13 protein-coding genes are annotated in these 14,123 nt (G+C 45.3%); 4 read left to right on the top strand and 9 right to left on the bottom strand.

Annotated features, from left to right (window positions below):
- Positions 1–593: 593 nt before the first annotated feature.
- From L5M17_RS06060 to L5M17_RS06050, 3 genes are all read right to left on the bottom strand, one after another.
- A complete protein-coding gene (locus L5M17_RS06060; protein WP_105249908.1) occupies positions 594–1,949 on the bottom strand; it encodes a glutamine synthetase family protein in 1,356 nt (451 codons plus the stop codon).
- Between the two features lie 2 nt (positions 1,950–1,951).
- The gene (locus tag L5M17_RS06055) at positions 1,952–2,713 is read right to left on the bottom strand and encodes a gamma-glutamyl-gamma-aminobutyrate hydrolase family protein (RefSeq protein WP_219252965.1); all 762 of its coding nucleotides are present in this window, start codon (positions 2,711–2,713) and stop codon (positions 1,952–1,954) included.
- 433 nt (positions 2,714–3,146) lie between these two features.
- Positions 3,147–3,695 carry a cupin domain-containing protein gene (locus tag L5M17_RS06050; protein ID WP_028760885.1) on the bottom strand — a complete coding sequence of 183 codons (549 nt, stop codon included), beginning with the start codon at positions 3,693–3,695 and terminating at the stop codon, positions 3,147–3,149.
- A 237-nt stretch (positions 3,696–3,932) separates the two neighbouring features.
- Between L5M17_RS06050 and L5M17_RS06045 the strand changes: the two genes are divergently transcribed.
- Positions 3,933–5,240 (top strand): NAD(P)/FAD-dependent oxidoreductase, encoded by a 1,308-nt coding sequence (locus L5M17_RS06045; protein ID WP_263145997.1) that lies wholly within the window; start codon positions 3,933–3,935, stop codon positions 5,238–5,240.
- On the opposite strand, the gene L5M17_RS06040 is transcribed toward L5M17_RS06045, so the two are convergent.
- The 6 genes from L5M17_RS06040 to L5M17_RS06015 all read right to left on the bottom strand — a co-directional run bounded on the left by L5M17_RS06040 (position 5,224) and on the right by L5M17_RS06015 (position 10,508).
- Positions 5,224–5,730 (bottom strand): DUF2937 family protein, encoded by a 507-nt coding sequence (locus L5M17_RS06040; protein WP_263145995.1) that lies wholly within the window; start codon positions 5,728–5,730, stop codon positions 5,224–5,226. The two genes, L5M17_RS06045 and L5M17_RS06040, sit on opposite strands and share 17 nt — an antisense overlap.
- Before the next feature lie 108 nt (positions 5,731–5,838).
- Positions 5,839–6,696, bottom strand: a complete 858-nt coding sequence (locus L5M17_RS06035) for a sulfurtransferase (protein ID WP_263145993.1) — start codon at positions 6,694–6,696, stop codon at positions 5,839–5,841.
- 306 nt (positions 6,697–7,002) lie between these two features.
- Positions 7,003–7,416 carry a septal ring lytic transglycosylase RlpA family protein gene (locus L5M17_RS06030; RefSeq protein WP_263145991.1) on the bottom strand — a complete coding sequence of 138 codons (414 nt, stop codon included), beginning with the start codon at positions 7,414–7,416 and terminating at the stop codon, positions 7,003–7,005.
- 262 nt (positions 7,417–7,678) lie between these two features.
- On the bottom strand, positions 7,679–8,074 hold the full coding sequence (locus L5M17_RS06025) for a hypothetical protein (protein WP_263145988.1): 396 nt from the start codon (positions 8,072–8,074) through the stop codon (positions 7,679–7,681).
- 118 nt (positions 8,075–8,192) lie between these two features.
- Positions 8,193–8,588 carry a hypothetical protein gene (locus L5M17_RS06020; RefSeq protein WP_263145986.1) on the bottom strand — a complete coding sequence of 132 codons (396 nt, stop codon included), beginning with the start codon at positions 8,586–8,588 and terminating at the stop codon, positions 8,193–8,195.
- Between the two features lie 423 nt (positions 8,589–9,011).
- A complete protein-coding gene (locus L5M17_RS06015) occupies positions 9,012–10,508 on the bottom strand; it encodes an aldehyde dehydrogenase (protein ID WP_028760892.1) in 1,497 nt (498 codons plus the stop codon).
- 280 nt (positions 10,509–10,788) lie between these two features.
- On the opposite strand from L5M17_RS06015, the gene L5M17_RS06010 reads away from it, so the two are divergent.
- The 3 genes from L5M17_RS06010 to L5M17_RS06000 all read left to right on the top strand — a co-directional run bounded on the left by L5M17_RS06010 (position 10,789) and on the right by L5M17_RS06000 (position 14,082).
- Positions 10,789–12,126, top strand: coding sequence for an aspartate aminotransferase family protein (locus tag L5M17_RS06010; protein WP_263145982.1), 1,338 nt, complete (start codon positions 10,789–10,791; stop codon positions 12,124–12,126).
- Between the two features lie 69 nt (positions 12,127–12,195).
- Positions 12,196–13,686 (top strand): CoA-acylating methylmalonate-semialdehyde dehydrogenase, encoded by a 1,491-nt coding sequence (locus L5M17_RS06005; RefSeq protein WP_263145981.1) that lies wholly within the window; start codon positions 12,196–12,198, stop codon positions 13,684–13,686.
- Between the two features lie 30 nt (positions 13,687–13,716).
- On the top strand, positions 13,717–14,082 hold the full coding sequence (locus L5M17_RS06000; RefSeq protein WP_263145978.1) for a cupin domain-containing protein: 366 nt from the start codon (positions 13,717–13,719) through the stop codon (positions 14,080–14,082).
- The last annotated feature ends 41 nt before the right edge of the window (positions 14,083–14,123 follow it).

Raw genomic sequence — 14,123 nt, 5'->3', positions numbered from 1 at the left:
TCCTTTCTCGGGTAGCAGAACTGCTTAAGCAAATTCTGACATTGTGTCACCGGGCTGCCCGGATATTGTTGTTATTTTCGACCAATGCTACACCTTAAAAACCGCATCGGCAGTCTCTACGGCATGATAACCATGCCTACTTTATATCTTGCTGCAATTTGTTAAGTATCAGGTTTCGTGCCAAATTTTCGAGGCATCGGTATTGCATTAACACTCAAAAAAATAGACTAGATATGACACTGCTTGTACATTTTGCAACATTAAGGCAAATGCCTCAAGTCCCTAAGCAATCGCAAAAAAACACTTAGATAAACACATTTTAAATATGACTAACAATTAGTTAGTAACGCTAGCAAGCGAACAACCTAAAATTGTTAAGCCTATTTTACTTCCCTTGCAGACAAGCAATGGAATTGAATAATCACTTTAACGGACAAGCCATTAAAAACCATCATATTATTTAACAAGCGAGTTGCACCAGTTAAGTGCAACCTCGCTAAAACAGTGCACACATCAGTATCATTATGGCCAACGTTAACCCCTTATTCCTTGGGTTAACGCGGCAACACGGTCAGTGCAATCAATCCAAAACATTACACAGTGAGTAATAGGAATTCACGTTCCCATGAGCTGACAACACGGCGGAAGTTTTCAAGTTCAGCCTGTTTTACCGCCACAAATCCAGTGGTGAAGGATTCGCCTAAATATTGCTTACAGGCATCACTTTCTTCCATCGCCGCTAATGCTTCCTCTAATGTCAGTGGTAAACAATGGGTATTATTGCTACGACTTTCATTGGCTTTACCTTGCACAGGAGTCGAAGGTTTTAGCGACTCAACCATGCCGATATAGCCACACAACAAGCTCGCGGCAATCGCCAAATAACAGTTAGCATCGGCGCCGGGAATGCGGTTTTCAATGCGACGGTTTTGTGGTGAAGATTCTGGAATGCGTAAACCACAGGTACGGTTTTCATCGCCCCATTCTAAGTTTACAGGTGCCGAAGTGCCGGGGAGGAAACGACGAAACGAGTTCGCATTTGGCGCCATCAGTGGCAGCAACTCAGGAATGAATTTTTGTAGGCCTGCAATATATCCCAAGAATAGCTTGCTCTTAGTCCCATCTTCATTGGTGAAAATATTCTTGCCCGTCTCTTTATTGATCACGCTTTGATGAATATGCATCGCACTGCCAGGTTCATCCGTCACGGGTTTTGCCATAAAAGTGGCACACACATCGTGCTTCAGCGCGGCTTCCCGTAAAGTGCGTTTAAAGATAAACACTTGATCAGCTAAAGATAATGCGTTGCCATGGCTGAAGTTAATCTCCATCTGTGCGGGACCATCTTCATGGATTAAAGTATCGATATCTAAACCTTGAAGCTCACACCAATCGTACATGTCTTCAAACATAGGATCGTATTCGTTGGCAGCATCAATAGAGAATGACTGGCGACCCGCTTCGGGGCGGCCTGAACGACCAATTGGAGGCTTTAGGGGTAAATCGTGGTCGTCACTACGACGAGTCAAATAGAACTCCATTTCGGGAGCGATAACAGGTTCCCAGCCCTGTTCGTCATAGAGAGACAAGACTTTTTTCAATACGTTACGTGGTGAAAGCTCAATAGGATTACCCATTCTGTCGTAGCAATCGTGGATAACCTGTGCCGTGGCTTCGATGGTCCAAGGCAACATAAAAACGGCATTTTCATCGGGTACACAAACAAAATCGATGTCGGCGGGATCGAGCAAACTGTAATAAATCTCTTCGTCGACAAAATCACCGGTCACAGTTTGCAACAACACACTTTCGGGCAAACGCATGCCTTTTTCATCGAGAAACTTATCGACTGGAGCAATCTTGCCGCGGGCGATGCCAGTCATGTCACTGATAACACATTCGACTTCTGTGATTTTTCGTTCTTTTAAAAAAGCGATTAGCTTATTCATTATTATTTCACTCGAGTTGTAGCCCTACGTCGGCATGCATCACCGAAAGCATTGAAAATGGAGAGGTAAAACGGATTCTCGCTCACCTTCCACTCTGGATGCCATTGCACACCGAGGGCAAATTCTTTAGTACCAATTACGGAGAAAGCCTCCACTAACCCATCTGGAGCATAAGCTTCTGGCCGCAACCCAACACCCAGGCGCTCCACGCCTTGAGTATGTACAGAGTTAATCTCTGCAGAGTTACGGCCCCAGGCCTCGTAAATAAGCCCCCCGGGCTCAACAGTAATACTGTGAGAAGCCCCATACTGCACATCTAAGGATGTGGTTTTATCTTCTCGATGTTCAATAAAGCCACCCACCTCATGGAGCTTCTGATGCAAACTGCCACCAAAAGCCACATTCATTTCTTGAAAACCGCGACAAATACCTAATACAGGTACCCCAGCAGCAATAGCAGCGTGGATCAGCGGCAAAGTTGTCGCGTCACGTTTAGGATCATGGTGTGTACCAAGCTCACTCGGCTGGCCTGCATAAAGATGGGGTTCTACATTAGAAGGAGAGCCAGTAAACAAAATACCGTCAAGACGATCTAAAATAGCGTCTATCGGTAAATCGCCACCTAAAGATGGGATCACTAACGGCCAGCCTTTCGCGCCATTAACTACGCCTAAAAGGTATTTTTCACCAACAATATTAAAGGGGTGTGATCCCAATTGTTGATTGCATGCAATAACACCTATGAGGGGTAAATCGGCTGACATATCTCACCTTTAGAATTGATTTTACTAGCATAACGAACACTTTGCCTTTAAATGTTCATTTTTTCACACAGTACACCGAAATTTAGCACTAGGCAAGAGGTTAAACACTTGTTAAAGGTTATTTAATCCACTTATTCTTAATAAGCATAAATAACATGTAGTTAAATGTATATTTACCCCATTTCTCGCTAATTCATGTATATAAACCAGCGGTTACACCAGCATAAAGCTCACTTTTTACAGGGTAAATTAAACCGTATTCGAACCAAATTTGAACCAATATTATTTACACAAAGAAGAGGATACATAACCAATATGACAGGGTTAGAAAGTAGGTAAATACGCAGGAATGTTGAATAACAGTATTACGCCACTCACTTTTAGCTAATAAGTGGCCTAATATGTTGAATAATAGGGTAAGTTAATGACTTAATTAGAAGTTTGCAGGCGTAGTCGCACTCACTAGGCGACAAGGTTCATCGAAGGGATTGCGGAATCTATGGGGCAATTCACTGTTAAAATAATAACTGTCACCCGCTTCCAAAATATACACTTCATCCCCAACAGTGAGTTCGAATTTACCTTCTATCACCATAGCGGCCTCTTCACCTTCGTGCTTTAGCATCTCTTCACCCGTATCTGAACCGGGTGGGTAAATCTCATTCATCACTGACATTGCGCGGTTCGGGTAATCACGGCCAATCAGTTTAAATTCAAGTGGTCCAGTACCGATATTCAGTAATTCATTGGATCGATAGACGACCTTTTGCTCACTATCCGTTGAGGCTTCAATGGAGAAAAAGTCCACTAAAGACATCGGGATACCCGACAGCACTTTTTTTAAAGAGCTGACTGACGGGCTAACACTGTTTTTCTCGATCATTGAAATCGTACTGTTAGTCACACCAGCACGTTTGGCTAATTCTCGTTGAGATAAGCCTTTCATTTTTCTAACAGTTTTGAGGCTGGCTCCAATATCCAAATTTCACATCCCCCTAAAGGCTCGGGTCAATCCCGATAGATGACGAACAGGTTGTTCAGGATAAACACCATCCAGAACGCATTTTCGCCCAAAAAGCGCGTGTTTTACTGCTTTCATTGTATTCTACATAAAAAGCGTGTTAAATAAAACGAACACTTTTTTGCGTCATGGTTAAAAGTGTGATGAGTATACTGAGACAAGTCCAATTTACAATAAAAACAATTTTTGGGAGCCATAATGGCAAGCAAACCTCCAGTGCACAGCGAACAGTATCCACACTCTTATTATGTTGATACTGCTAAAGAAATTTATGCGCACCCACAACTAGAAGGCAATATCAATGCCGATGTCTGTATCGTGGGCGGCGGCTTTAGCGGTATCAATACCGCCATAGAACTCGCACTGCGCGGTATGAGTGTTGTGCTGTTAGAAGCGAGGCGAATTGGCTGGGGCGCATCGGGGCGTAATGGCGGCGAACTCATTCGCGGCATAGGCCATGACCCTTCGCAATTTCAAAGTGAAATCGGCACTGAAGGTGTTCAAGCAATTCAACAGATGGGCTTTGAAGCCGTCGAAATTGTGCGAAATCGCATACAAGAACACAGTATCGACTGTGATCTGCAAATGGGTTATTGCGACTTAGCGGTAAAACCTCGTCACATGGATGAGCTTGAAGAAGAATTTAGCGCACTCAAGGCCATGGGTTATCAGCAAGAAATCAAGCTGTTAACTAAGCCACAATTAGGTGAAGTCATAGGCTCAGATTTTTATCAAGGTGCGCTGGTAGATATGGGCAGCGGCCATTTACACCCGCTGAATCTTGCTCTGGGTGAGGCACGCGTCGCCCGTAATCTCGGCGCTAGGTTGTTTGAGTACAGCGCTGCTGAAAAAATCATTCAAGGCGCCAAACCTAAGGTCATTACCGCTAAGGGCGAAGTCACATGCCAATACGTAGTGCTGGCGGGCAATGCCTATATCGGCCACAAACTTAATAGCTTTGTAGGGGGGAAAGTATTACCTGCAGGCAGTTATTTATTGGCGACAGAGCCCTTAACTGAGGCCCAATGCGCGAGTATTATCCCGCAAAACATGGCCTTCGCGGATATGCGAATTGCCCTAGATTACTTTCACTTATCGGCAGATCGTCGTTTGCTGTTTGGCGGCCTTTGTACCTATTCGGGTAAAGATCCGAAAGACATTGAAGCGGCACTGAGACCGAATCTTGAGAAAGTTTTCCCGCAATTAAAAGGGGTACGTATCGATTATGAATGGGGCGGCATGATAGGTATCGGTGCTAACCGTATGCCACAAATTGGTCGCCTTCCTGATGCCAATAATATTTTTTACGCCCAAGCCTATGCGGGACATGGTGTGAATGCCACTCACATGGCGGCAAAACTGCTTGCCGAGGCCATTTGCCAACAGGCGGGACATTTCGATGTGTTTGCTAAAATCAAACACATCACTTTCCCCGGCGGCCCAACATTCCGCTCACCTATGCTCGCTGCAGGCATGCTGTATCACAGATTTAAGGACTTGTTTTAATTCGCTTGTTACGCCTTGCCCACAGGATAAAAGGGATAGATCCAAGATAATGCACGACTAAAGCCACCAACACACCAAAGCCAATACCACTAGAAGTTAAAGGTATCCCTGGCTTAAAGTTGCTGATGGTTTTCTCAAGATAATCAAAGCGAACAGGGTTAAACATATAGGCAGTTTTCTCAAACAAATTGCCCGTATTAAAGATCGCCACGCCCTGTGTTAACGCTTTATAAAGCGCCAGTGTCTGTACCTTTTGCTCCGCGTCGGCACGCACACTTGGCTCCTCATTTTGCTGGTGGCGGGCAATCATGGCATCAACATCGGCGTAATGATATTCCTTAGCCGTTGCCTCGTAACCTTCTACCTGCCATCGAGTCGATTCATAAAGGCCTGATAAAAATTGCTGATAATGATCAGCCAGTTGTGGTAACTGTAAGGCAATCACTAAAATAAATCCAAATACCAACTTATCGATCAATCTCGCTATCAAAGGTTTCTCCTTGGCATTTAGCCAAACGACGTAGAAGTCACATGATGTTCAACAAAAACCACGCTAACTTAATTAATCTACAGCACTAATTTCAATGGTGATACTCAATTAACACTCTATCGGCAGATCGTTACGGCTGCCCCAATCCGCCCATGAACCGTCATAGAGGATGGGATTTTTATGCCCCGCGGCGACCGAAGCTAAGATCAAAATACACGCCGTAATCCCGGAACCACAGCTGAATATCCGTGCGGATTTATCCGCTGCTAGCCCTTGATAAATAGACTGTAGCTCACTGACCGTTTTGATTTTATTACCATCGAGTACTTGAGCGAAGGGTAAATTAACCGAGCAAGGAATATGCCCAGAGCGCACACCGGGACGCGGCTCACTCACTTGACCTAAAAAGCGTGGCGCACCACGGGCATCGACAATCGCCGTTCCGGCATCTTCAATTCGTGATAACACGGCCTCGGCATCCATCACAAGCTCAGGGTGGTATTGCAACACATCCGCCAAAGTATCGATATCCGTCGGGCCATAATCGACGCCTTTCGCTTGATAACGCGATGAGGTAATGCGGTCTTCTTCAATCCATTGAGGCAAGCCACCATCAAGCACATAGACTCGATTAAAGCCCATGACTTTAAAGGTCCACCACGCCCGTGGAGATGAATAAATGCCTTGGTTATCATAGATAACAATAACACTGTCGACCTCAATCCCAAGTTGAGCTATCCCTTGGCTGAACTGCTCAAACGTCGGCAAGGCATGAATTTGGGTTGAAGTCTTATCGCAAAACACATTTTCCAAGTCGAATCGACGTGAGCGCGGAATGCAAATAGGCTCATCGTAAACTAGGGGTTCTTTACCAATAACGGTTTCCATACTGGCATCGAGTAAGACTAAATGGGGATCGGTGAGGTGTGCTTCGAGCCACTGCGTACTAACAAGTGGGTATTCCATAGCGGGTCCTTTTACTGTTATCCAAATCTGCCGATAGTCTCTCACCAAATGCCGTAAAGCCCAAATATCAGCTTAACAAATTGTCTGCTTTGGGATTTTATTTAAAAGCGCCGACTCGGTTTTATGCGCTCAATTATTAGTGCATTCAATCATTAGATTGCAGCGAAGCCGTGTTTTGAAGAGAGTGCTTTCAAACTGCTCATTTTTAATGATGCCGCTTTCAAAACGATCCTGTCGATATGGCCGTGTTCGAGATAGCCGTTTTCGCAAAAGTCCTTTTCGAGACAACTGTTTTCAAAATAGCCGCTATTTAATGACTTCTATTTTCACGTCAATCAAGCCAGAAGAAGTATTGCCTATACTACTGAACGCCGATTTAGACAGATCAATAATGCGGCCACGCACGAAAGGCCCTCTATCATTGATTTTCACAATCACACTTTTGCCATTATCGACATTGGTGACCTTAACACTCGAGCCAAAGGGTAACTTTTTATGCGCTGCTGTCTTTAATTTATGCTGGTAAAGTTCACCGCTGGCCGTCTGCTTATTCTGATGTTTATCCCCATAAAATGAAGCCTGACCAGCTTCCGTGAATCCCACCCAGTTTCCATTCTCACCCGTCTGCAGTGAAGAACAGCCAGCCAAAAAACTTAACAATGCCAGCACAGCTAGTTTGACGACATTGAACTGCCTAATTGGGTTTTGAAGTGCATTCACATGACACCCTCTCTAATGAGTGAACGCTTTGCTGACGAGCGAAAGGCTCAGCAAAAGTCTCGGGGAAAATAACCAACAACCTTAGATGGCAAAGCTCAAGACCTGCATCCTAAAAGATCAAAATAAGAAACAATAAATTTCCACGAGGCTACAGCAGTTGCACGCTAAAATCACGTATTTACAGGTGAATGCTCTTACGTTGAGATAAAATATGCAGTCATAACGAGGCTTTGTTTCCTAATTTAGATCGGTAAACAAAGCCCTAACGAGTTAACACTTCATGGATAATCTCAAATTTGGGTTCTTTACCACTTGGCCATGTAGGTTTCTTTATGGGGTTTTCAAAGGTGGTCAGCCAAATATCAAGATCACTGGAACCAGACAAACAACCCATAAACATAAAATACATTCCACTATTTATCATGTGACGGGCAAACTGAATAGCGTCTTCAAGAGTGCCCTCTTCCCAGTTATGTGTGAACGTTTCATCATCCCATACCCATTTAATGGGGACTCCACTTTCATCACAAGCGAAGAACCTTACATTTCGATAACCTTTACTTGCTGTTTTTAGAGAATTTATAAAACTTTCTCTGGTGTTATCGAATCTTTTTTTGAACTCTTCAATATCTAGATCTTTGCTAATAAAGTTCTTCATACTTGCCCTAGAGGTAAATACTACCAACGGTATGACATAACCACACACAAAAAAGTCTATCCAATGAGCCCAGTGACTGATGTCGTTTAGCTCTGTTAGAAGCTAATTATGCCAAAGATTAGTATTCATTGCTGCCATTATGAAATAACCTAATTTCGATACATTTTATTTCTTTTTTAGAGGAAATTAATTGCTCCACCAACCAAATATAACCGATTTCATATAGCTTATTTTGTAGGGAGAACAAATCATCTTCTGGCATATTGTCTATATCAAAATTTAATAATTGATACCAATTAAAGGCTTTAAATTCTGAAACATCCTCAAACTCACATACTGCGGTTAAAAGCCATGCGCCATTCATCATAGAGGCTATGTCGACAAAAAAATCGCAATATGCCTCACCTTGATTCTTACAGTAAATCGCATATTCCCTAACAAGTTCCATAAAATCAGATTTGTAACTATCGAGAGCTTTACTGACGATTGCCCCAAACTCTTCTACGTTGTTCATACTTGTCTTCTTATTCAATGATCTAAGCACCCTATAATATCACAAATAACTTACAACACTTTTCACACTATGCCACTACACTATGACTAAATTCATTAATGGTAATTTTTGAAAGCCACAAATTTATAAGCGATAACTTACGATATTTATGAAGCAGATAAGAATGGAAGTAAATTGAGATATTAATGGGAGTGTTTAAAGTCAATATTCTATCGGGTATAAATGAGCAACAACATTACGAATCAAGACGGTAACATTTTATTTACGGTAACAGATGCAGATTTTACAAGTGAAATCTGGCTTAGAAAAATGGGGACGCCTTGAGCTACAAAAAATAAAAAACCTCTTTCCATGTAATATGAAAAGAGGTTTTAGTATTGAGCGAAAGCGGCTCCTTCTCTTATATAGACAAAAAAAGAGCGGTTATAGCACGATCCAAGTCGCTTTCAATTCTGTGTATTTGTCGAAGGAGTGCAGAGATTTATCTCGGCCATTACCTGACTGTTTATAGCCACCGAATGGCGCTGTCATATCGCCGCCATCATAATGGTTGATCCACACCATGCCAGAGCGCAGGGCTTTAGCGGTTTTATGGGCCTTGCTGATATCCGATGTCCACACGCCAGCGGCTAAACCGTAAATAGTATCGTTGGCTATCGATATCGCCTCTTCCATGCCATTAAATTCAATAACAGATAACACAGGGCCAAAGATTTCTTCGCTGGCAATTTTCATTTGGTTGTTTACGTTAGAAAATACCGTTGGCTGCACATATACACCGCCCGTGTCGGCCATAACTTGGCAGCCACCGTGAACTAAAGTTGCACCTTCGTCTTTACCCGCTTTGATGTAACTGAGTACTGTATCTAACTGTTGTTTATCCACAACGGCGCCGCTCACAGTGGCGGGATCGAGTGGATGCCCCGGATGCCATGATGCTAACTCCTCAGCAATAAGCGCGATAAGCTCATCTTTCACCCCAGATTCCACCAGCAAACGCGAACCTGCGGTGCAAACTTCACCTTGGTTGAAGGCAATGGCTTCGGCCGCAGCAACAGCGGCGGCTTTTAGATCTGGCGCGTCATTAAAGACGATATTGGGGCTCTTGCCTCCCGCCTCTAACCACACGCGTTTCATGTTCGACTCACCAGCGTAAATCATTAATTGTTTAGCAATTTTGGTGGAACCTGTGAACACCAACGTATCCACATCCATATGCAATGCTAAGGCTTTACCTACGGTATGACCAAATCCTGGCAACACGTTTAATACGCCTTGTGGGATCCCAGCTTCAATGGCGAGTTGCGCCATGCGGATAGCCGTTAAGGGTGATTTTTCAGAGGGTTTTAACACTACACTATTACCCGTGGCCAGCGCGGGCCCGAGCTTCCAACACGCCATCAGCATTGGGAAGTTCCACGGAACAATCGCGGCCACAACCCCCACAGGCTCACGGGTGATCATGCCAATTTCATTGTGAGCCGTTGGCGCAAGTTCATCGTAAATTTTATCAATCGCTTCGCCAGACCAGCGAATCGCACGGGCAGCCCCCGCCACATCCACCGCTTTGGAGAAACGAATTGGTTTACCCATGTCGAGGGTTTCTAACAGCGCGAGTTCATTGGCATTTTCTTCCAGTAACTCGGCGAAACGTATCATCACTTGTTTGCGCTTTACCGGAGATTGCTGCGACCAAACACCAGACTCGAATACGCTGCGGCCATTAGCAACCGCAAGATTAGCATCTGCAAGATCGCAACTCGCCACTTTTACCAACAAGCGACCATCAATAGGACTAATACAATCAAAGGTGTTACCCGAAACGGCATCTTGGTATTCGCCATTGATAAACGCCTTACCATTAATAGACAGGCTGGCAGCCAGACTTTCCCATTCGCTGCGTTTCTTCGGTGTGCTCATGATGACCTCTTAATCATTCGTATAGGTGTGGTTTATCGTTCATCGACAAGAAAATAGTGGTCTGTGACGACTTTAACGCAAATGCTAAACATCATCACAGTCATAATCCGAGTTTCAGGTTACGCTGTTTAAGCAATAAAATTCAATATTTTTTACAAAAATAGCTTTTTTGCCACAAATAACTGCACACGGCTCTTCCATGTTCATTATTTCTAACATAGCATAGCAAATATTAGCCACCCTAAAACAAGACCTGAAAATACAGGACAAGGTAGACACTATGGCCGATTTGCCGCTCAATTCCTCAAGCGCACCCTCACTTGAACATTTCTGGATGCCTTTTACCGCCAACCGCCAATTCAAAGCCAGTCCGCGGTTACTCACCAAAGCGGAAGGCATGTATTACACGGATATTGATGGTAATAAGGTATTAGATGCCACCGCCGGTTTATGGTGTTGTAACGCAGGCCATGGTCGCAAGGAAATCAGCGAAGCGGTCAGCAAACAAATTAAAGAGATGGACTACGCACCCTCCTTCCAAATGGGTCATCCTATTGCCTTTGAACTTGCCGAGCGGTTAGTCGAGCTCAGTCCTGAGGGATTGAACAAAGTCTTCTTTACTAACTCAGGTTCTGAGTCCGTCGATACTGCGCTTAAGATGGCACTTTGCTATCACAGAGCCAATGGTCAAGCCTCACGCACCCGCTTTATCGGGCGCGAAATGGGTTACCACGGTGTCGGCTTTGGCGGCATCTCTGTGGGTGGGTTAAGCAATAATCGCAAGGCATTTAGCGGCCAATTACTGCAAGGCGTCGATCACTTACCGCACACCTTAGATATCCAAAATGCGGCATTTACCCGTGGACTCTCACACTTTGGCGCTGAAAAAGCCGAAGTATTAGAACAACTAGTGACCCTGCATGGCGCCGAGAATATTGCCGCCGTGATCGTTGAACCTATGTCGGGTTCAGCAGGGGTGATATTGCCGCCACAAGGTTACTTAAAACGTCTACGTGAAATCACCAAAAAACACGGCATCCTACTGATTTTTGACGAAGTCATTACCGCTTTTGGCCGCGTTGGCGCCGCTTTTGCGAGTCAACGTTGGGGCGTTATCCCAGATATAATCACCACGGCTAAAGCCATCAATAACGGCGCCATCCCTATGGGCGCAGTGTTTGTGCAAGATTTTATTCACGACACTTGCATGCAAGGCCCTAATGAACTGATTGAGTTTTTCCACGGCTACACCTATTCAGGTCATCCCGTGGCCGCGGCTGCGGCACTTGCCACCCTATCAATTTATGAGAATGAGCAATTATTCGAACGTAGTTTTGAGCTTGAGCGCTACTTTGAAGACGCCGTGCACAGCCTCAAAGGGTTGCCGAATGTGATTGATATCCGCAACACAGGCTTAGTGGCGGGGATTCAATTCTCCCCTAACGCTCAAGGCGCGGGTAAACGGGGTTACGGCGTGTTTGAACACTGCTTCCGCCACGGCACTTTAGTGCGAGCCACGGGAGACATTATTGCCATGTCACCACCACTGATTGTCGATAAACGCGAGATTGACCAAATGGTTAATAGCCTAAGCGATGCCATTAACGCCGTTGGATAATAGCACTAGCTGTTCGTTCCACTCTCACATTTAACACCCCGCTGCGGCGGGGAACTTCAAAGGTTAACTATGCTCAAGATCACTCACTTTGTTAATGGTCAGCACACCCCTACCAGTACCAGAACCCAAGATATTTTTGAACCCGCCACGGGTGAACTACGTGGCCAAGTCTCACTCGCAAGCGAAACTGAAGTGGATGAAGCCATCGCAATCGCTAAAACCGCCTTTGAAACCTGGTCGCAAGTCACGCCGCTCAACCGTGCTCGAGTGCTGTTTAAATTCAAAGCCTTAGTCGAGCAGCACCTAGATGAAATGGCGCAGCTTATCACCCGTGAGCACGGCAAAGTGATAGACGATGCTAAGGGCGAGTTGATCCGTGGTCTCGAAGTGGTCGAATTTGCCTGTGGTATTCCGCACTTGCTTAAAGGTGAACACACCCAGCAAGTCGGTGGCGGCGTCGATTCTTGGTCAGTTAATCAAGCTTTAGGTGTTGTCGCAGGCATAGCGCCCTTTAACTTCCCCGTGATGGTTCCCATGTGGATGTTCCCAATCGCGATTGCCTGCGGTAACACCTTTATTATGAAACCCTCGGAAAAAGACCCAAGCTCGGTGATGCGGATTGCCGAGCTGCTTAAAGAAGCGGGTCTTCCCGATGGCGTGTTTAACGTGATTAACGGCGACAAAGAAGCCGTCGATACCTTACTCACCCATAAAGATGTGCAAGCGGTGAGCTTTGTCGGCTCAACGCCGATTGCTGAATACATCTACAGTACAGCCTCTAAACATGGCAAACGCGTGCAAGCCTTAGGCGGCGCGAAAAACCATATGTTACTCATGCCAGATGCAGATTTAGATCAAGCCGTTAGCGCCTTAATGGGTGCCGCTTACGGCAGTGCTGGTGAGCGTTGTATGGCAATTTCAGTCGTACTCGCGGTAGGCGATGTGGGCGACGCATTAGTGGAAAAACTGCTACCGCAAATTCAAACCTTAAAAGTCGGCAACGGCCTGACGCCAGAGATGGAAATGGGGCCACTGATCTCCAAACAGCACCTTGCCAAGGTCACCCAATATGTTGAAGCCGGTGTTCAAGAAGGCGCAGCGCTGCTGGTCGATGGCCGTAAACTGAGTGTTGAAGAAAATCCACAGGGTTATTTCCTCGGCGCCTGTTTGTTCGACCACGTCACGCCTGAAATGAGCATCTACCGCGAAGAAATCTTTGGCCCTGTGCTGGCGATTGTGCGCGTGAAAGATTACCCAACGGCGCTTGAGCTGATTAACCGACACGAATTTGGTAATGGCACGGCGATTTTCACCCAAAGTGGTGAAGCGGCAAGGCATTTCTGTCACCACGTGCAAGTCGGTATGGTTGGAGTGAACGTGCCGATCCCAGTACCAATGGCGTTCCACAGTTTTGGCGGTTGGAAGCGTTCATTGTTTGGGCCGCTGCATATGCATGGCCCCGATGGCGTGCGTTTTTATACCAAGCGTAAGGCAATTACTGCCCGCTGGCCCGTGGGTAAACAGACTCAAGCTGAGTTTGTGATGCCAACGATGAAATAGCCGAATGTCAGCTCAACAAGGAAATCGCAAATGACTGTGAGTATCAACGCCATTATTCGCTTTGCTACGGCGCAAACACCCGTCGAAACCTATCAGTTACCGGTGGAAAAGTTGTTAGTAGGCAATCCAACTCAAGGGCTAGAGAATCATTATTCTAGCCCTTGTGATCAATTTCACAGTGGAATTTGGCAAAGTGAATCAGGCGCTTGGAAAATAAACTACACTGAATACGAGTACTGCGAAATCCTCGAAGGGATGAGTGTTATCACAGATCTTCAAGGTCAATCGCAGACGTTCACTGTGGGTGACAGGTTTATCATACCCGCGGGTTTTCAAGGCACTTGGGAAGTCGTGGAGCCCTGCCGCAAGGTTTACGTCATTTTCGAACAAAAGTGAGATCGACGAGGCTGATGTTAGCCTCAAAAAAGCTAAGTTAT

Source organism: Shewanella sp. SW24, from assembly GCF_025653395.1.
GTDB classification, from domain to species: Bacteria; Pseudomonadota; Gammaproteobacteria; order Enterobacterales; family Shewanellaceae; genus Shewanella; species Shewanella oncorhynchi.
This window is presented reverse-complemented; position numbering and strand designations above follow the sequence as displayed.

Bases quoted from the DNA above. Each gene is read 5' to 3' on its own strand.
- L5M17_RS06060 (WP_105249908.1), bottom strand. From the start codon at position 1,949: ATGAATAAGCTAATCGCTTTTTTAAAAGAACGAAAAATCACAGAAGTC.
- L5M17_RS06055 (WP_219252965.1), bottom strand. From the start codon at position 2,713: ATGTCAGCCGATTTACCCCTCATAGGTGTTATTGCATGCAATCAACAA.
- L5M17_RS06045 (WP_263145997.1), top strand. From the start codon at position 3,933: ATGGCAAGCAAACCTCCAGTGCACAGCGAACAGTATCCACACTCTTAT.
- L5M17_RS06035 (WP_263145993.1), bottom strand. From the start codon at position 6,696: ATGGAATACCCACTTGTTAGTACGCAGTGGCTCGAAGCACACCTCACC.
- L5M17_RS06025 (WP_263145988.1), bottom strand. From the start codon at position 8,074: ATGAAGAACTTTATTAGCAAAGATCTAGATATTGAAGAGTTCAAAAAA.
- L5M17_RS06020 (WP_263145986.1), bottom strand. From the start codon at position 8,588: ATGAACAACGTAGAAGAGTTTGGGGCAATCGTCAGTAAAGCTCTCGAT.
- L5M17_RS06015 (WP_028760892.1), bottom strand. From the start codon at position 10,508: ATGAGCACACCGAAGAAACGCAGCGAATGGGAAAGTCTGGCTGCCAGC.
- L5M17_RS06010 (WP_263145982.1), top strand. From the start codon at position 10,789: ATGGCCGATTTGCCGCTCAATTCCTCAAGCGCACCCTCACTTGAACAT.
- L5M17_RS06005 (WP_263145981.1), top strand. From the start codon at position 12,196: ATGCTCAAGATCACTCACTTTGTTAATGGTCAGCACACCCCTACCAGT.
- L5M17_RS06000 (WP_263145978.1), top strand. From the start codon at position 13,717: ATGACTGTGAGTATCAACGCCATTATTCGCTTTGCTACGGCGCAAACA.